This window comes from Pseudomonas sp. BE134 (genome assembly GCF_031456105.1).
Lineage (GTDB): Bacteria > Pseudomonadota > Gammaproteobacteria > Pseudomonadales > Pseudomonadaceae > Aquipseudomonas.
Genome location: NZ_JAVDUA010000011.1, coordinates 22,593 through 40,638, shown reverse-complemented (window position 1 = coordinate 40,638; position 18,046 = coordinate 22,593). Strand labels below are relative to the sequence as shown.

Sequence of the window (18,046 nt, the reverse complement as noted above, 5' to 3'; positions counted from 1 at the left end):
CGGTGTGTCAGCCAACATCAATGCTGAATGGTATATCGCTATCGCGAGCAGGCTCGCTCCCACAGGGGATTGCAGTCGGTTGGAGAATCAGCAGACGAAAAAAAAGCCCCGCGACCGAATGAGGCGCAGGGCTAAAAAATTGGCTGGTTGCGACCAACCAAAGGAGCTCTTTAAGAAGCTTACTTGCTGGCGACTGTCTCGGGTTGCCAGCCACCGCCCAGAGCTTTGTAAATTGCGACAATGCCGCTATACAGTTCGGTTTCGGCCTGGGCCTGGGTATCTTCGGCGGCCAGTCGCTCACGTTGAGCGTCGAGCAGGACGAGGAAGTCCGCCGTGCCTTCGCGGTAACGAACTTCGGCCAGGTTGGCGGCGGCGCGGCTCGATTCGCTCTGACGAATCAGTGAGATCAACCGTTGCTGCCGTTTGCCGTAGTCGCTGAACGCGTTTTCCGATTCCTCGAGCGCCAACAGCACTTGCTGCTCGTAAGTCGCGAGTGCGCCTTCGGCATCCGCATCGGCAGCGCGTATACGGGCCTTGACGCTGCCCAGGTCAAACGCCGCCCAAGTGATGGCGGGGCTCAGTGCCCAAGCGTTGGCCGCCGAGGAACCGATTTGCGAACCGCGACCGGCGGTGAAACCCAGGAAGCCGCTGAGGCTGACCCGAGGGAACAAATCAGCCGTGGCCACGCCGATACGGGCGGTGGCAGACGCCAGTTTGCGTTCGGCGCTGAGAATGTCCGGGCGACGTTGCAGCAGTTCACCCGGATCGCCAATCGGCAGCGCTTTAGCGATTGCCGGCAAGTTCTTGGGACTCAGATCGACGGTCAGTTTCTCCGGGCGCTCACCCAACAGGGTCGCGATGCGGTTTTTCTGCCGTACCTGCTCGGCCTGCAATTGCGGCACGCTGGCTTCGACGGACGCCAGACGTGCATCGGCACGCTCGACATCCAACTGATCGCCGACGCCGGCATCACGCAGACTGATGGTGATTTTGCGCGATTCCTGCTGGTTGCTCAGGTTGGCCAAGGCGATTTTTTCACGCAGTTGCGCACCACGGAGTTGACCGTAGGAATCCACCAGTTCGGCAATCATGCTGACTTGCAGTTGGTACAAGTCCGCCTCGAGTGCCTGCTGTTCAGCGTTGGCTGATTCCAGGTTGCGCTGGATGCGGCCAAACAAGTCTATTTCCCACGCCATGTCCAGGCCAAGGTCGTAGCGTTCGCTATTGACCTTGTCGGTAGTCTGCCCCGGGACTTGCCCATCGCCAAAATCACCGCTGACCCGGCTGGTGATGGTCGGCATGGCGTCGTTGCTGACGTCATCACGGATCGCCCGAGCAGCTTTCCAGCGCGCGAAGGCCACACGCAAATCACGGTTGCCTTGCAGCGATCGAGTCACCAGCTGGTTAAGGGTCGGGTCCTCGAATTGCTGCCACCAGATGCCCTCGAAGTGCGAGCGGTCGAAGTTTTTCTGACCGGCAGCGCCATCGGTAGCCGCCGTGATGTGGGCCGGTGCAGTCGCTGGGGTCTTGTAGTCCGGGCCGACGGCACAGGCACTTAGGGCTAGTACCAGCAAGCTCGGCAGGAACGCTTTCAAACTCATTGCTGCGACTCCAGTTTGAGGGCCTTGGCGGCTTTGCGCGCCTCTGCGCGCTCGACAAAGTTGCGAATCAATACGTAGAACACCGGTGTCAGCAACAGACCGAAGAAGGTCACCCCGAGCATCCCGGAGAACACCGCCACACCCATGGCGTGACGCATCTCGGCACCGGCACCGCTGGAGAACACCAGTGGCACAACACCCATGATGAACGCGAAGGAGGTCATCAGGATCGGGCGCAGTCGCAGGCGGCACGCTTCGAGGACCGCAGCCAGCGGGCTCATGCCTTCGTCCTGCTGTTTGTCCTTGGCAAACTCGACGATCAGAATCGCGTTCTTACAGGCCAGTCCCACCAGTACGATCAAGCCGATCTGGGTGAAGATGTTGTTGTCACCCCCCGAAGCAATCACACCGGTAATGGCCGACAGCAAGGTCATCGGTACGATCAGGATCACCGCCAGTGGCAGGCTCCAGCTTTCGTACTGGGCCGCGAGTACCAGGAACGCCAGCAATACGCAGAGCGGGAACACGAACAGGGCGGTGTTGCCGGACAGAATCTGTTGGTAGGTCAGGTCCGTCCATTCGTAGGTCATGCCGTTCGGGAGTTCTTCCTTGAGCAGTTTCTCGATGGCTTTTTCGGCCTGGCCAGAGCTGTAGCCCGGCGCTGCCGCACCGTTGATTTCAGCCGTGATAAAGCCGTTGTAGTGCATCACGCGGTCCGGCCCCGAGGTGTCACTGACCTTGATGAAGGTCGCCAGCGGGATCATTTCGCCTTTGTTGTTGCGCACTTTCAGCTGACCGATCTGGTCCGGTTCAAGACGGAACTGTTGTTCAGCCTGAACGTTGACCTGGTAGGTACGACCGAAGCGGTTGAAGTCGTTGGCATACAGCGAACCCAGGTAGATCTGCAGGGTGTCGAAGATGTCACTGACGGCCACGCCGTGGGTCTTGGCTTTTTCCCGGTCGATGGCGGCATCGACCTGTGGCACGTTCACGGTGTAGCTGGTGAACAGGCCGGCCAGTTCCGGCACGTTGTGACTTTTGTTGATGATGTTCATGGTTTCTTTGTACAGCTCGTCGTAACCCAGGTTGCCCCGGTCTTCGATTTGCAGGCGGAAACCACCAATGGTGCCCAGACCTTGTACTGGCGGCGGCGGGAAGATCGCCATGTAGGCTTCTTGAATCCCGGCGAACTGACCGTTCAGGGCGCCGGCAATTGCACCGGCGGACATGCTCGGGTCTTTGCGCTCGTCGAACGGTTTCAACGTCACGAACACGATGCCGGCGTTAGGACTGTTGGTGAAGCCGTTGATCGACAGGCCGGGGAAGGCCACCGCACTTTCCACGCCTGGCTGTTTCAGCGCCAGGTCGGACATGCGTTTGATCACGTCTTCGGTACGGTCCAGGCTCGCCGCATCCGGCAATTGAGCGAAGGCCACCAGGTATTGCTTGTCCTGGCCGGGGACGAAACCGGTCGGGGTATTGGAAAAACCGAAGAAGGTCAGCACCATCAGGCCTGCGTACAGCAGCAAGGCGATCCCGCTGCTGCGGATAACCCGGCCCACGGTGCCGACATAACCATGGCTGGCCTTGTCAAAGAAGCGGTTGAACGGACGGAACAACCAGCCACCGAAAATCTTGTCGAGGACCTTGGAGAAACGGTCTTTCGGTGCGTCATGGCTTTTCAGCAATACGGCAGCCAGTGCCGGCGACAGGGTCAGCGAGTTGAACGCCGAGATCACTGTCGAGATGGCAATGGTCAACGCAAATTGCTTGTAGAACTGGCCAGTCAGACCCGAAATGAACGCCGCCGGGATAAACACCGCACACAGCACCAGCGCTGTGGCGATGATCGGGCCGGTCACTTCACGCATGGCCCGCTTGGTCGCTTCGACCGGCGTCAGCCCCAGTCCAATATTTCGCTCGACGTTCTCCACCACCACGATGGCGTCATCCACCACGATACCGATGGCGAGTACCAGGCCAAACAGTGACAAGGCGTTCAGCGAGAAACCGAACAGGTGCATCACCGCAAACGTACCGATCAGCGAAACCGGCACCGCTACCAACGGAATGATCGAGGCACGCCAGGTTTGCAGGAACAGGATCACCACCAGCACCACGAGAATCAGTGCTTCAAAAAGCGTGTGAACCACTGCCTCGATGGAGCCGCGCACGAAGATCGTCGGGTCATAGACGATGCTGAAGTCCATGCCTTCAGGGAAGTTCTTCTTCAGCTCGGCCATCTTGCCGCGCACTTCATTGGAGATTTCGATGGCGTTAGAGCCAGGACGCTGGAAGATCGGGATCGCCACCGCCGGTTGGTTATTGAGCAGGGAACGCAGGGCGTATTGGCTGGAACCCAGTTCGACGCGGGCAATGTCTTTGAGGCGTGTGATTTCACCGTTATCGCCGGAGCGAATGATGATGTTCTCGAACTCTTCTTCAGAAACCAGACGACCCTGGGTGTTGACCGACAGCTGGAACGCGGTGGCATTTGGCGCAGGCGGCGCGCCCAGTGCACCGGCAGCCACTTGACGGTTTTGCTCACGAATCGCGCTCACCACATCGGTGGCGGTCAGGTTGCGTGAAGCGGTCTTGTTCGGATCGAGCCACACCCGCAGCGAGTAATCGCCCATGCCGAACAATTGCACGTCACCGACACCGCCCAGGCGCGCCAGCTCATCCTTGATGTTGAGCAGGGCGTAGTTGGACAGGTACAGCATGTCGTAGCGTTTGTCCGGCGAGGTCAAGTGCACGACCATGGTCAGGTCGGGCGAAGCCTTGTCGACGGTGATCCCGATGCGCGTCACTTCTTCTGGAAGCTTGGGCTCGGTGCGGGTCACGCGGTTCTGCACCTGCACCTGTGCGTTGTCCAGGTCGGTGCCCAGCGCGAAGGTGATGGTCAGGGTGATCTTGCCGTCAGCGGTAGACTGCGAGGACATGTACAGCATGTTCTCGACGCCGGTGATGGCTTGCTCCAACGGAGCGGCCACGGTTTCACCGATGACTTTAGGGTTGGCACCCGGGAAGTTGGCGCGGACCACAACGGTCGGCGGCACGACTTCCGGGTATTCGCTGATCGGCAACTGGAACAGCGAGATCGCGCCGGCAATCAGGATCAGCAGCGACAGCACCGCTGCAAAGATCGGCCGTGAAATGAAGAATTGGGAAAAATTCATCGAAGTCGTTATCCCTTAACCGCGTGGAGTCGCGTCAGCCAATTTCACCACCGTTCCCGGCGCAACCTTGGCAGGTGCGACTTGGGGCAGGTTGCTGGCTTCTAGCGCTTGTCGTTGTTGAGCGAGTGCCGCGAGGGTCTGTTCGCTGGCCATCGGGATCACTTCAGGGGTGACCGGCGAGCCAGGGCGTACCCGTTGCAGGCCCTTGACGATGACGGTGTCATCCTTGTTCAGGCCGCTGCGCACGATGCGCAAACCTTCGATCTTCGGCCCCAGTTCGACGGCGCGGTAGGCCGTGTTGTTGTCGGCATCCATGACCAGTACGAATTTTTTGCCCAGATCGGTGCCTACCGCTTCGTCATTGATCAGCACGGCGGAATAAGTGCCGCTGCCCACCAGTTTCAGGCGTGCATAAAGGCCCGGGGTGTAGCTGCCGTCGGTGTTGTCGAACACTGCGCGACCGCGAATGGTGCCGGTTTTCGGGTTGACCTGGTTGTCGATGAAATTCATCACACCCTGGTGCGGGTTGCCGTCCTCGTTGGACAGGCCCATATAAACCGGGGTGGTGGCGCCGCGTTTGCCCTGGCGGGCGAGTTGGGTGTACTTGAGGAATACACGCTCGTCAGCGTCGAAGTAGGCGTAGACCTTCTCGGTGGACACGACGCTGGTCAGCGGCGTGGTATCGGCGGTCACCAGGTTGCCGGCGGTGATTTCGGCGCGGCTGACGCGACCACTGATCGGCGCGGTGACGCGGGTGAAGCTCAGGTTCAATTTGGCCAGGTCCAGCTGCGCCTGAAGGGCACCGACGGCGGCGCGGGCTTCTTGAGCCGCACTCGTACGCGAATCAGCCAGTTCGGCGGAGATCGCGTTGCTGGTGCGCAGGCGTTCACCGCGCTGGGCTTCGTTTTCACTGCGGGTGGCGTTGGCGCGGGACTGGGCAACCAGGGCTTCGAGGCGGCGGACCTCGGCCTGGAAGGGACGCGGGTCGATCTGGAACAGCAAATCACCTTTCTTGACCAGTGCGCCTTCAGTGAACGCCACTTCATCAATCTGCCCGGAGACCCGTGGACGAATGGCTACCGTTTCCGGGGCTTCCAGGCGCCCGGTGAATTCGTCCCACTCGTTGACCGGTTGTTCCAGCACCTTGGCGACGCTGACTTTGGCCGCAGGCATCGTCGCGGCGGACTCTGGAGCCTTGCCGCAGGCGCTCATCATCAGCACGGCCAACAGGGCCAACGGGAAGCGCAAATGTTTAAGTGATTGTTCCATGGATGCATCCGCCAATGTATTGAGAATGGACGGATGATGAGCGGCGAGGGTGTATGTCACGAATCGAATGAAGCGAAGGTAACTATCATTCGGAATGATATGAGAGCAGGAAAAGCTCTCTAGCATGCACCTTTGGCTGGTCAGGGATCAATTGGATTGATGGCAATTCACAGTTGCGGTGACCGCAAAGGTCGTGCATGAAACTGAGTTGGGGCCCATCTCGGGAAAGCCACTGTCCCACAGTGGGAGCATCACAGATTCACTGTGGGAGCGGCGGTGCGACGATTCGACTTGCCCGCGAAGAGACCAATAGCCCCAACACAAAATCAGGATCAGGATCAGGATCAGGACAGACTATCCGGATCCTGCAATCGAGAATCGGGCGTTCAACCAAAATCGCTAGCCTGATGTCGTTCAGGCACCTGGCTCGCCTCATCGCCCCACGTTCGGTTAATGCGCTTCGCGAGACCCACTACTTCTGGATTCCGCTGGGTCTTCTCGATGTCGAACTGAGCATGGAGTGTGTTGGAGACTTCTGCACCGATGACGCAATGTCATGGGATGAACAACGCTCGGCGAACAGTCATCACGCAGCCCCGGACTCACTTGAGTTTCTTCTGCATGAACTCCAGGTCAACCACTCTTGATAGTGTGTTGAAGCTACAGGACCTTACCAGCTGGAATCCGCCGAAACATTCCTTCACGTGTGCGTGGGGCTTTCCGTCTGGCCGGTGAAGAAAGCCCGGTGCTGTGCGTCCGGAGTTGCCTGAAGACAGCGCAGCAGAACATAGGTGTGTTGGACGAACGTCATCCGCGCTTTCTTGGCAATGCTGCCCTTTCCGTTTGACTGTCTGCTGAACACCTAGCGTTCATGACCGCTGACGCATCCGGAATAACGATATGATTATATGTTCCTTTCATAATTAACGGTCATTAATATAATCAAATCTGTTTTCTGGCTTAGCCTGAGAACCTCGCCGGGACGTCACTTTGCTGGGCCAATTTTTGCCCAGCCTCCTCGAATTCACCCATGCCAGGGCCTTTCATGAAGTTGAAAAAACTCATCGTCGCCGCCAGTCTGTTGTTCGCCGCAGCAGGGGTTCATGCGGAGCAAGCCATCGATATCAGCTACCAGCGCTCCTCGACGTTATGGATTTTGCTAAAGCAAAGCGGCCAGCTGGAGGAGCGTTTGAAACCCTTGGGCTTCACCGTCAACTGGCATGAGTTCAGCACTGGCCTGCTCAGCTCGTTGAACGCGGGGAGTGTCGACTTGCATGCAGACGTAGCGGACGCCTTTGCGTTGTTCACTCAGGCAGCAGACGCGCCGCTGACCTACTACGCGCGGGAAAATCCGTCGTCCAGTGCTCAGGCGATCATCGTTCAGGACAATTCACCGATCCATAGCGTCGCAGATCTGAAAGGCAAAACCGTCGCGGTTTCCAAAGGATCTGGCAGCAACTTTTTGTTGATTGCGGCGCTGAAGAAAGCCGGATTGACCCTCGCCGATATCACTCCGCGTTACCTGGAAGCGCCGGATGGCGGGGCAGCATTTGCCAACGGCAGTGTCGATGCATGGGCTATCTGGGATCCGTTCCTGGCGACCCAACAACGGGAACATCAGGTGCGTGTGCTGGCTGATGGCAAGGACGGTGTCGCAAATTACAACCGCTTCTACCTGGCGACGTCTAAATTCGCCAATGCCCATCCGGACGTGCTGCAAGTCACCTTCGATACCCTGCGCGAGACCGGGCGATGGGTCAAAGAGCACCCGCAAGAAGCCGCGCAAATCCTCGGGCCGCTGTGGGGCAACATTCCGCCCGCCACGGTCGAGTTGGCGAACACTCGCCGCAGCTACGACATCGTCCCGGTCAAGGTCGATGAACTGGCCGAGCAGCAACGCATCGCCGACACCTATTACGCGGCAAAGCTCACACCCAAGCCGTTGAAGGTGTCCGACATCGCTGTCTGGACGCCGAAGGCGCAGTAAGGGAGCGTTGCCATGAGTCGCCAAATTCACCTGTCAGCCTTCTTGCTGACCGGGCCGGTCATCCACAGCCACGCGGCGTGGCGTCACCCGGAAACCGTCGGCAATTACCTTGAGCCCGAATACTACACGCGCGTTGCGAAAGTCGTGGAGGAGGGGTTGTTCGACTTTTTGTTCTTCGCCGATCGCCTCGCGGTGGGTGACCAGATGGGTGGCACCCGGGACCTGGCCTTGCGTTATGGCGCTCAGGACGCGACGCGCCTGGACCCGTTGCCAATCCTGTCTTACCTGGTCGGGCAAACCAGCAAGCTGGGTCTGGGGGCAACCCGTTCCACCACTTATTACGAACCGGCGCATATCGCCCGGGAATTCGCCACCCTGGACCACCTGTCCAAAGGCCGTGCCGCGTGGAACATCGTCACTTCGATGAACGACAGTGAAGGGCGTCTGTTCGGCAAGGACAAGCACCTGGAACATGACCTGCGTTACGACCGCGCCGACGAATTTGTCGAAGTGGCGTTGAAGCTGTGGCGTAGTTGGGGAGCAGACGCGCTCAAGCTCGACCGCGAAAGTGGGGTGCTGGCCGATCCATCGAAGATCCACTCGGTGCAGCACCACGGCGAGTGGTTCAAGGTCGAAGGCCCGCTGAATATTCCGCGTACTCCCCAAGGTCGTCCGGTGCTGATCCAGGCCGGCTCGTCTGGTCGTGGTCGACGTTTCGGCGCGCGTTGGGCCGAGGCGATCTTCACTATTCATCCACATTTGGCCGCCATGCGCGCCTTCCGTGACGACGTGCGTGCGCAGGTCGTGCAACAGGGGCGGGAGGCTGACAGCTGCAAAGTGCTGACGGCGATCATGCCGTTTATTGGTGGCACTGAAGCCGAAGCGCGGGCCAAGCGTGATCGGCACAACGCGCTGGCACGTCCGGAGTTGGGGCTGGTCACGCTGGCGTCACAGCTCAATGTCGATCTGTCGCCGTTTCCGTTATCTGCGACTCTGGCCGAGGTTGCGCAATCGCCATTGATTCATCCTGCTGCCGCCGAAAAACTGCTGATGCAAGGCGCGGAAACGACCCTGGAGCAACTGGGACGGATTTTCTCCAGCAGCGTACGCGTGCCGCAACTCGTGGGCACCGGCGCACAAATCGCCGATCAATTGGCCGAGCTGTTTCTGGGCGAAGGCTGCGACGGTTTCGTGATCTCGCCGGGTTACCTGCCGGGCTCGTTCAGCGAATTCGTCGAAAGCGTGATTCCACATCTGCAACGCAAAGGGCTATTCCGCCGCGCTTACGAAGGCTCGACCCTGCGTGAGCATCTGCAACTCGGCGATTTGAAAGACTAACCACCTCTACCAACCAAAGGGATATTTGAATGGCTGTTTTCGATCGATTGACCCGTCGTCACTTGCTGGGTCTGGCCAGCGTCGCCCTGGCGAGTCCACTGCTGATGTCGCTGCCGCGCCCCAGTTGGGCGGCCGATGAACACGCTGGACACGATGGACACGCCGTCGATACCGGCGCCGAGCCCACCGGCACTGGTGAGTTCATCCGGCTGGACACCCCGCGTGCGCTGAAACTGGCGGTGAATCTGAATGCGGTATGTCTGGCGCCGGTGGTCATCGCGCACGGACAAGGCTTCTTCAAGAAGCACAACCTTGATGTCGAACTGGTCAACTTCGGCAACTCCACCGAAGTGCTGCTCGAAGCGATCGCCACCGGTAAGGCCGATGCGGGTGTCGGCATGGCGTTGCGTTGGCTCAAGGCGCTGGAGCAGGGCTTCGACGTCAAGCTGACCGCGGGTACACACGGTGGTTGCCTGCGTTTGCTCAGTGCGGTCAACGGCAATGTTCATAAGCTCGAAGACCTCAAGGGCAAAACCATCGGCGTCACTGACATGGCCAGTCCGGACCGCAACTTCTTCTCGATCCTGTTGAAAAAACACGGCGTCGATCCGGTGCGCGATGTGGACTGGCGACTGTTCCCGGCCGACCTGTTGGGCACTGCGCTGGAGCGTGGTGAAGTCCAGGCGGTCAGCGGCAGTGACCCGTTCATGTACCGCTTGATCAATTCCGGCAAGGCTCAGGAGCTGTCCACCAACCTGGTCGAAGAGTACGCCAACCTCAGTTGCTGCGTCGTCGGCGTCACCGGCAAATTGGTACGCGAAGAAAAACGCGTGGCCGCGGCGCTGACCCAAGCGATTCTCGAGGCCCACGATTTTTCGGTGAAAAATCCCGAGGCGGTGGCCAAGGGTTTCCAGGCCCATGCGTTGAATACTTCGGTCGAAGAAGTCAAAGCGATCCTGCATGACCACACCCACGGCCACCATGCCGTGGGCGCGCTGCTGACCAAAGAAATCATCACCTACGTCACTGACCTGCAAACCGTGGAAGTGATTCGCCAGAGCACTAACGCCGGCGAGTTCGCCAAGGAGATCACTGTCGATGTCTTCAGCTGAATTTTCGACACTGGCCGCTCCCGCCACGCAGCGGGCTTTCAAGGTGTGGCGCCAAGGCGCGATTGCGGTGGCGACGTGGGTGGCGGTCGCGTTGTTGATCAGCTATTGGCCGAATGCCACGCGGGTTTGGCCAATGACCCAGGGCCTGGCGAATCTGAGTCTGGCAGTGGCGGCATTGATCGGACTGTTGGGCCTCGTCGGTCACTGGTCTGCGAAGGTAGCCACGCGTATGAGTGCCGCGGGTGCCTGGTTGATTGCGCTGCCGATTCTGTTGGGTATCTGGGAACTGCTGACCGCCAAGCTGGGCCTGCTGCCGGTGCCGTTCTTTGCACCGCCGCAGGCGTTGCTCGCGGTGTACGTGGAAGATTGGCCGCGTCTGGCTGATAGCTTGCTGCACTCGGCGCTGTTACTGGGCAGTGGTGTGGCGCTGGGCGGCGCGACCGGGTTTGTTGCCGGGGTCGCCATCGGCTGGTCGAGCAGCATCGGCTACTGGCTGCATCCGGTCTTGCGCATTCTCGGTCCAGTGCCTTCGACGGCATTGTTGCCGCTGTGCTTTTTTCTGTTTCCCACCAGTTGGAGTGCCAGTGTTTTCCTGATCGCCCTGGCGACCTGGTTTCCGGTGACGGTGCTGACCTGGTCCGGCGTGGCCAGCGTCGACAAAGCCTATTACGACGTCGCACGGACCCTGGGCGCGAAGCAGGGCTTTCTGATTTTCAAAGTGGCGATCCCGGCGGCATTGCCCCATGTGTTCGTCGGTGTGTTCATGGGGCTCGGTGCGTCGTTCTCGACCTTGGTGGTCGCGGAAATGATGGGCGTCAAATCCGGCATCGGCTGGTACTTGCAATGGGCCCAAGGCTGGGCGGCCTACGCCAATATGTACGCGGCGCTGTTGATCATGGCGCTTGCCTGCTCGGGGTTGATCTCCGGGCTGTTTCTGATCCGTGACCGACTGTTGGCCTGGCAAAAAGGAGCGGTGAAATGGTAGCGCTGGCACACACATCGGCCGCCCCGGTTTTGCCTGGGCTGGCGTTGCGCATTAACAAGTTGAGTCACGGCTTTGCCCTGGACGGTCAGCGCTTGCCGGTACTGGAGCAGGTTTCCCTCGACGTGGCCCCCGGTGAGTTCGTCGCCTTGCTTGGGCCTTCAGGTTGCGGTAAGTCCACCCTGTTGCGACTGGTGGCTGGGCTGGAACCGGCCGATTCCGGTACGGTGCTGGCCGATGGCGCACCGATTACCGGCCCGGACCCGAGCCGGGTCGTGGTGTTCCAGGACCCGACCCTGTACCCATGGCGGCGCGTGTGGGACAACGTCGCCCTTGGCCTGGAAGCCCAAGGCCTGCTCAAGACCCATTCCGCCAAGGTCGATGCCGCCCTGGAAAAAGTCGGCCTCAGTCAATTCGCGCGGGCGTATCCACGGCAGCTATCCGGGGGCATGGCCCAGCGCGTTGCCTTGGCCCGGGCACTGGTCAACGAACCGCGTCTGCTGATTCTCGACGAGCCGCTGGGCAAGCTTGATTCGCTGACCCGTATCACGATGCAGAAAGAACTGATCGATCTTTGGCAACGCCAGGGCTACACCGCGCTGCTGGTGACCCACGATGTCGAAGAAGCCTTGCTGCTGGCCAATCGGGTGATTGTATTCAGTGATCGCCCGGCCGCGATCAAGGCACAACTGACCATCGAGCGGACGTATCCGCGTCATCGCGACGATCCTTATCTGGTGGACCTGCGGCGCCAGATCATGGGTTTGCTTGGGTTGGGGGAGAGCTGGTAATCCCTGGTTTCGAGACAACGAAACCCCAGTATGTTCGCTACCACAACGGGGGCCACATTTCATAGGGAATACATCGCACCATGAGTTTCACTTCATTGCATTGGGGCGCGTACTGCCCGCAGGTCGTCCACGGGAAATTGGAGGCGATGGTTCCAGTGGAGTGGGACCCGGATCCGTCGCCCATCGGTGCCTCGGTACCGGAGGCCATTACGTCGCCGACACGGATCCTGCGGCCGGCGGTGCGCCGCAGCTATCTGGAGAATCCCGGCGCCCATCCCGAACGGCGGGGTCAGGAACCCTTTGTCGAAGTGTCGTGGGACGTCGCGTTGGACCTGGTCGCCAGGGAACTGAAACGGGTCAAGACCGAGCAAGGTAACCAGGCTATTTTTGGCGGCAGTTACGGCTGGGGCAGCGCCGGGCGTTTCCATCATGCGCAAAGCCAGTTGCACCGATTTCTCAATCTGTTCGGCGGCTACGTTTTTAGCGCAGACAGCTATAGCCTTGGCGCCGGACGGGTGCTGATGCCGCACATTGTCGGCAACATGGATGGATTGCTGGCTGCGCATACCTCGTGGAAAAATCTGGCGCAGCATTGCGAGTTGTTCGTCGCCTTCGGCGGCCTGCCGGCGAAAAACGCGCAGACCAGTCCCGGTGGAGCGAGTGAGCACCTGTTGTCCCGCGCGCTGGAAGACATGTCTGAGGCCGGCGTGCAGTTCCTCAACGTCAGTCCCTTGCGCGACGATCTGAGCGGACCGAAAAAAATTCAATGGTTGCCGGTTCGCCCCGGCAGTGACACCGCGCTGATGATGGCGTTGTCCTACGTGCTGGTCAGTGAAGGTTTGCACAACGAGGACTTCATTCAGCGCTACACGGTCGGCTATGAGCAGTTTCGCGCTTATCTGCTCGGCCATGTCGATGGCCAACCCAAAGACCCACTGTGGGCACAGGCGCTAACGGACATTCCAGCAGCGCAAATCACCGCGCTGGCACGGCGCATGGCCAGCCAGCGGACCATGATCAACATCGCCTATTCCCTGCAGCGTTCTGTGCATGGCGAACAGCCGTTCTGGATGACCGTGACCCTGGCCGCGCTGCTCGGGCAAATCGGCTTGCCGGGGGGTGGTTTCGGCTTGGGTTATGGCTGCATGAACAACACTGGTAGTGGTCGCAAAGCGTTTTCCGGGCCGCGCTTTTCCCAAGGGGCCAATCCGGTCAAGGATCTCATTCCGGTGGCACGGGTCAGCGACATGCTGCTCAATCCGGGCGCGCCGTTCGACTACAACGGCAAACAGTTGCAGTACCCGGACATCCGTCTGGTCTATTGGGCGGGGGGTAACATTTTCCATCACCATCAGGACCTCAATCGTTTGCTGGAGGCCTGGAAGCGTCCGGAAACCATCGTTGTTCATGAGCAGTACTGGACCGCCCAGGCCAAGTATTCGGATATCGTGTTACCGGCGACGACGGCCCTGGAGCGCAACGACATCGGCAGCTCCGCGTCGGACCGCTTCATGATCGCGATGCGCCAGGCAATCGCGCCGGTGGGCGAGTCCAGGGATGACTATTCGATTCTGGCCGATATCTCCGCGCGCCTGGGTTTCGCCGACGCCTTCACCGAAGGTCGCGACGCCGAGGCATGGTTGCGATTTACCTATGACGAGTCCCGGGGCAGGGCGCAGGCACAGGGGATTGAGCTGCCAGACTACGACGCTTTCTGGCGAGATGGACTGTTCGAAATTGCCTACCCCGACACCGATACCGTCCTGCTCAAGTCCTTCCGTGAAGATCCGGACGCGAATCCATTGCCTACCCCATCGGGGCGGATCGAAATCTTTTCCGAACGCATCGCGAGTTTTGACTATGCCGACTGCCCCGGTCACCCGGTGTGGCTGGACAAGCCGCCGACGCCGTTCCCGCTGCAGTTGTTATCGAACCAACCGAAAACCCGTTTGCACAGTCAGTACGATCACGGTGCCTACAGCCGTTCTTCGAAAATCCGCCAGCGTGAACCGCTGACGCTCAACACCGAGGACGCACGCGCCCGAGGCGTTGTCGATGGTGACGTAGTCAAGGTGTTCAACGAGCGCGGCGCCTTTCTGGCCGGGGTGATTGTCTCGGACGGAATCCGTCCTGGGGTGGTGCAAATCGCCACTGGGGCCTGGTTCGATCCGCTGGTTCATGGCGAAAGAAACAGCCTGGACAAACATGGCAACCCGAACATGATCACGGCTGATATCGGCTCGTCGAGTTTGTCTCAAGGCTGCTCGGCGCAAACCGCTTCGGTGGAGATCGTGAGGTGGGATCAGGCGTTGCCAGCCGTCACCGCTTTCGAGCCGCCATTGATGGTTTAAGCGTGCACCTCACAGGTTCAGTGTCACGCTTTATTGAATAGTATTGCGGTGTCTGGCCGGGCTCTCTTTGAATGCCTGGATTCGATATCAGCCACACCTCATGGCCGCCAAATCCCGACATCCTTCGTATCCACCGCCTTGGGCAACAAGCCAGCGGCAAAAAACGCATCGGCGATTTTCTGTTGTTCACCCAACTCGCCGTTTTTTACCGGTTGTACCTGATAGCTGCGATGGGTGTTGGCGCTCTCGACGGTTTCTACGCCAAGGTTGCCCCAGAGGGGGCTGAGCACTTGGGCCGCTTCAAGGGGATTGGTCTTTACCCACCGACCGGTTTTGTCCAATTGCTCATAAACCACCTTGAGTACGTCGGGGTGTGTGTTGGCGTAGCTTGTGCTGGTCAGGTAGTAGCGCTTGTAGCTGGCCAGGCCTGTGCCGTCAGCCAGGGTGCGGGTCGGCAGTTGCCGTTGGGCGCTGGTCAGGAAGGGTTCCCAGGTGACCCAGGCGTCGACCTTGTTATTCTCGAAGGCCGCGCGACCATCAGCGGGTGACAGATAGGCGGGTTGGATATCGGAGAACGCGAGACCGGCCTTGTTCAGGGCGGCGATGAGCAAATAGTGGGCACCGGCAGCTTTGGTCACCGCAACTTTCTTGCCCTTCAAATCAGACAATTGTTGCAGCGACGAGTCTTTGTGCACGACGATCGCCTGGGCTGATGGCGAGGGTGCTTCCTGGGCGAAGTAGGTCAGTTTGGCTTGTGCAGCCTGGGCGAAAATCGGCACGGTGTCTGCCACATCCGCACTGATGTCGACATTGCCGACATTCAGTGCTTCCAGCAGTGGCAGTCCACTGGGAAACTCATGCCAGCTGACATCAATGTTCTGTTGCGCAAGGGCTGTTTCCAAAGAGCCTTGAGTCTTCAACAGCGTGATCAGTGTCGATGATTTCTGGTAGCCGATCCGCAGCGTTTCGCGGGCCTGGGACGGCAGCGCAAAGGACAGGGCGGCCAGTGCAGCGACCAGACTGATGAGTAGGGGTTGACGGAGTTTCGCATGACTATTTGCAGTAGATTTCGACATGGCACGCTCGACATTCAGTAAGAAATAAGGGTTTTCTGTGTTGAAGAATATGGTTATAAAAATCTATTTATAAATAATTTATAAGCATTAGCTTAGTGGGTTTAGGGTTGCGCTCTTCGTGGGCCTCCACCTGGTCAGCGTTCAATGAAGGTAGATCGACTGAACTCAATACCCGCGTTGCATGTTTGCCTGATTTTCCAGGGGCAGGCCATTGAGAAAACGTTCGAGATTGGCCAGGAAGCTGTCGGCGATTTCATAGCGGCTGTTGCTGGAAATGGCCGAGGTGTGGGGTGACAGACGCACCCGCGGATGGGCATAGAGCGGATGACCGTCCGGCAACGGTTCCGGTTCGGTTACGTCCAGCGAGGCCAGGCCGATGCGTCCGTTCTCCAGTGCTTCGAGCAACGCCTCGTGGTCGAGCAAACCACCCCGGGCAATGTTGATCAGGTGCAGGCCTGGTTTCGCGCTGTCGAGTACAGCGCTGTCGACGATGTGCCGGGTCGCATCGGTCAAGGGCGCGGCCAGCACCAGATGATGAGAGCGGGAAAACAGATCATGGATATCCCGCGCCGCTTCGACGCCTTCTACCTCGAAGGTTGTCTGACTCTGACGCAACGCCAGCACCTTGATGCCCAGGGCGTGGGCCTTGGTGGCCAGGCTGCGGCCGATGGCACCAAAGCCGAGAATCCCCAGCGTGGTGCCCTTGAGCGGCGTCAGCGCAGTGAAACTCCATTGCGCGTCATGTACCCAAATATCTGGTAGCCGTTTGGCGGCAGCGAAGATCGCGGCCAGGGCGAATTCGGCGATGTTCTCGGCGGCGCTGCCGCGCGAGGTGCTGACTGGCGGGCCGTTGAACAGCCAAGGCGGGTAGAAATCGATGCCCGACGACACCACTTGTATCCATTGCAGGCCATAGGGCCAACCCGGCGGCGGTGTGTCCGGCGCCTGATAGCCGCGCACATTGATCGGCCGTGCCAGCAGAATGCTGACCTCGGCCGGCAAATCGCTGGGTACGCCCGTGGGCACACCGATGACGCGGGCCTCGGGGTGGGTTTGTGCGAGGCGCTGGCGGATCACTTCGTTGAAATCTTCGTCCAGTTGGCTGGCGATGACAAGCTGGCTCATGGGCGCTCCTTTGGCTGGCGCTGGGCGAAGACGGCTTTACCGACCCCTTGCAGGATGGCGTCGTTTTGCGGCGTATGGACGCGGCTGCACAGCACATCGCGGTAGTGCCGTTGCAGCGGGTTGCTGCGTGACAGACCCGGATTGCCCGACGCCTCGATGGCCAGCTCAACCGCACGAATCGCGTTGCCAGTCACCAGGTATTTCAGTTGCGCCGCATTACTGGTCGGAGTGTGGCCCTCTGCGGCGGCGTCGAGCAGGCTACGGTTGGCGAACAGCAAGGTGTCGATGTGGCCGACGGTTTCCTGAAAGCGCGGCAGGGTCGACAGCGATGCACCGAGGTTGGACGGCTTGCGTGTTTCCAGCCAGCCCACCAGCCAGTCGCGGGCGGCTTGAGCGACCCCGTCATAGACGGATGACAGCAACACCGACATCCACAGCAAACCCTCGCCGTCCAGTTCAGGCTGCGGCGAGCTCCAGCGGCTGACGCTGACCGCGTGATCCAGCGGCACCAGCACATTGTCGAACACCACTTCATGGCTGCACGTGGCGCGCATGCCCAAGTGATCCCAATCTTCGATGATGCTGATGCCCGGTGTGTCTTTGTGCACCAGCCAGGCACCGACCAGCGGATCTTCATCATTGCTGCGCGCCCAGAGGCTGAACCAGGTCAGGCCATGGCTGCCGGTGGAGTAGATTTTCCGCCCGCTGATTCGCCAGCCTGCCGCGGTACGCCTTGCGATGGTGGCGGGCAAACCGCCGCGTGCCGGGGTTCCCAGGTCAGGTTCGACCCGTAGGGCATTGATCAGCGCGCCCTCCCGCACGGCGTCTTGGGCCACCTGCAAGCGCAACGCTTCGGGCCAGTTTTGATTGTCTTGCAAACGCGCATGCTGGATGTACTGCATCACCAGAATCAGCGCCGTCGACGGCTCGCCTTTGGCGATAGCACGGATGACCTTGCGTGCCTGTGCGAGGTTCGCGCCACCGCCACCCAGGGCTTTGGGTATGGTCAGCGCGAGGAGGCCGTGCTCATGCAATAGCTTGAAGTTGTCGTGGGGGAAGGTGCCGTTTTCGTCATGGACGTGGGCACTGGCGCCCAGTTGTGCGCTGATGCGTTCAAGTAATGTCTCGAAATTGGCCGCTTCGATTGAACGCAGTGCTGGCGAATGTTTAGAGGAAAGGCTCATGGTGAATTCACTCGATCGAAAAGGGTGAGTGTCGTTATTTTTTATTGTGAT

12 protein-coding genes and 1 pseudogene are annotated in these 18,046 nt (G+C 59.7%); 7 read left to right on the top strand and 6 right to left on the bottom strand.

The window, feature by feature from the left end:
• Positions 1-179 precede the first annotated feature (179 nt).
• From J2Y56_RS11335 to mexE, 3 genes are read right to left on the bottom strand one after another with little or no spacing between them, the layout of a single operon-like run.
• Positions 180-1,601 carry a TolC family protein gene (locus tag J2Y56_RS11335; RefSeq protein WP_310350177.1) on the bottom strand — a complete coding sequence of 474 codons (1,422 nt, stop codon included), beginning with the start codon at positions 1,599-1,601 and terminating at the stop codon, positions 180-182.
• Entirely contained in the window at positions 1,598-4,780 is a 3,183-nt protein-coding gene (locus J2Y56_RS11330) for an efflux RND transporter permease subunit (RefSeq protein ID WP_310350175.1), read from the bottom strand. The genes J2Y56_RS11335 and J2Y56_RS11330 overlap by 4 nt, the downstream gene beginning before the upstream one ends.
• Positions 4,781-4,795: 15 nt before the next feature.
• Entirely contained in the window at positions 4,796-6,049 is a 1,254-nt protein-coding gene (mexE, locus tag J2Y56_RS11325; RefSeq protein WP_310350174.1) for a multidrug efflux RND transporter periplasmic adaptor subunit MexE, read from the bottom strand.
• Between the two features lie 691 nt (positions 6,050-6,740).
• Between mexE and J2Y56_RS28445 the strand changes: the two are divergent.
• The 7 genes and pseudogenes from J2Y56_RS28445 to J2Y56_RS11295 all read left to right on the top strand — a co-directional run.
• A pseudogene (locus J2Y56_RS28445) lies at positions 6,741-6,835 on the top strand (hypothetical protein); the annotation flags it as partial.
• 259 nt (positions 6,836-7,094) lie between these two features.
• Positions 7,095-8,036 carry an aliphatic sulfonate ABC transporter substrate-binding protein gene (locus J2Y56_RS11320; protein WP_310350172.1) on the top strand — a complete coding sequence of 314 codons (942 nt, stop codon included), beginning with the start codon at positions 7,095-7,097 and terminating at the stop codon, positions 8,034-8,036.
• Between the two features lie 12 nt (positions 8,037-8,048).
• Positions 8,049-9,374 carry an LLM class flavin-dependent oxidoreductase gene (locus J2Y56_RS11315; protein ID WP_310350171.1) on the top strand — a complete coding sequence of 442 codons (1,326 nt, stop codon included), beginning with the start codon at positions 8,049-8,051 and terminating at the stop codon, positions 9,372-9,374.
• 29 nt (positions 9,375-9,403) lie between these two features.
• The gene (locus J2Y56_RS11310; RefSeq protein ID WP_310350170.1) at positions 9,404-10,486 is read left to right on the top strand and encodes an ABC transporter substrate-binding protein; all 1,083 of its coding nucleotides are present in this window, start codon (positions 9,404-9,406) and stop codon (positions 10,484-10,486) included.
• On the top strand, positions 10,473-11,471 hold the full coding sequence (locus J2Y56_RS11305) for an ABC transporter permease subunit (RefSeq protein ID WP_310350168.1): 999 nt from the start codon (positions 10,473-10,475) through the stop codon (positions 11,469-11,471). Before J2Y56_RS11310 ends, J2Y56_RS11305 begins: the two co-directional genes overlap by 14 nt.
• Positions 11,465-12,259 carry an ABC transporter ATP-binding protein gene (locus J2Y56_RS11300; RefSeq protein WP_007949284.1) on the top strand — a complete coding sequence of 265 codons (795 nt, stop codon included), beginning with the start codon at positions 11,465-11,467 and terminating at the stop codon, positions 12,257-12,259. The genes J2Y56_RS11305 and J2Y56_RS11300 overlap by 7 nt, the downstream gene beginning before the upstream one ends.
• A gap of 80 nt (positions 12,260-12,339) precedes the next feature.
• Positions 12,340-14,610: a molybdopterin guanine dinucleotide-containing S/N-oxide reductase gene (locus tag J2Y56_RS11295; RefSeq protein WP_310350167.1), complete on the top strand. Its 2,271-nt coding sequence runs from the start codon at positions 12,340-12,342 to the stop codon at positions 14,608-14,610.
• Positions 14,611-14,708: 98 nt separating this feature from the next.
• On the opposite strand, the gene J2Y56_RS11290 is transcribed toward J2Y56_RS11295, so the two are convergent.
• From J2Y56_RS11290 to J2Y56_RS11280, 3 genes are all read right to left on the bottom strand, one after another.
• Entirely contained in the window at positions 14,709-15,686 is a 978-nt protein-coding gene (locus J2Y56_RS11290) for an aliphatic sulfonate ABC transporter substrate-binding protein (protein ID WP_310350165.1), read from the bottom strand.
• A 165-nt stretch (positions 15,687-15,851) separates the two neighbouring features.
• Positions 15,852-16,811, bottom strand: a complete 960-nt coding sequence (locus J2Y56_RS11285; RefSeq protein WP_310350163.1) for a D-isomer specific 2-hydroxyacid dehydrogenase family protein — start codon at positions 16,809-16,811, stop codon at positions 15,852-15,854.
• Positions 16,808-17,995 (bottom strand): acyl-CoA dehydrogenase family protein, encoded by a 1,188-nt coding sequence (locus J2Y56_RS11280; RefSeq protein ID WP_007949288.1) that lies wholly within the window; start codon positions 17,993-17,995, stop codon positions 16,808-16,810. The genes J2Y56_RS11285 and J2Y56_RS11280 overlap by 4 nt, the downstream gene beginning before the upstream one ends.
• Positions 17,996-18,046: the final 51 nt, after the last annotated feature.

Bases quoted from the DNA above. Each gene is read 5' to 3' on its own strand.
- J2Y56_RS11330 (WP_310350175.1), bottom strand. From the start codon at position 4,780: ATGAATTTTTCCCAATTCTTCATTTCACGGCCGATCTTTGCAGCGGTG.
- J2Y56_RS11310 (WP_310350170.1), top strand. From the start codon at position 9,404: ATGGCTGTTTTCGATCGATTGACCCGTCGTCACTTGCTGGGTCTGGCC.
- mexE (WP_310350174.1), bottom strand. From the start codon at position 6,049: ATGGAACAATCACTTAAACATTTGCGCTTCCCGTTGGCCCTGTTGGCC.
- J2Y56_RS11285 (WP_310350163.1), bottom strand. From the start codon at position 16,811: ATGAGCCAGCTTGTCATCGCCAGCCAACTGGACGAAGATTTCAACGAA.
- J2Y56_RS11320 (WP_310350172.1), top strand. From the start codon at position 7,095: ATGAAGTTGAAAAAACTCATCGTCGCCGCCAGTCTGTTGTTCGCCGCA.
- J2Y56_RS11305 (WP_310350168.1), top strand. From the start codon at position 10,473: ATGTCTTCAGCTGAATTTTCGACACTGGCCGCTCCCGCCACGCAGCGG.
- J2Y56_RS11335 (WP_310350177.1), bottom strand. From the start codon at position 1,601: ATGAGTTTGAAAGCGTTCCTGCCGAGCTTGCTGGTACTAGCCCTAAGT.
- J2Y56_RS11280 (WP_007949288.1), bottom strand. From the start codon at position 17,995: ATGAGCCTTTCCTCTAAACATTCGCCAGCACTGCGTTCAATCGAAGCG.
- J2Y56_RS11315 (WP_310350171.1), top strand. From the start codon at position 8,049: ATGAGTCGCCAAATTCACCTGTCAGCCTTCTTGCTGACCGGGCCGGTC.
- J2Y56_RS11300 (WP_007949284.1), top strand. From the start codon at position 11,465: ATGGTAGCGCTGGCACACACATCGGCCGCCCCGGTTTTGCCTGGGCTG.
- J2Y56_RS11295 (WP_310350167.1), top strand. From the start codon at position 12,340: ATGAGTTTCACTTCATTGCATTGGGGCGCGTACTGCCCGCAGGTCGTC.
- J2Y56_RS11290 (WP_310350165.1), bottom strand. From the start codon at position 15,686: ATGTCGAAATCTACTGCAAATAGTCATGCGAAACTCCGTCAACCCCTA.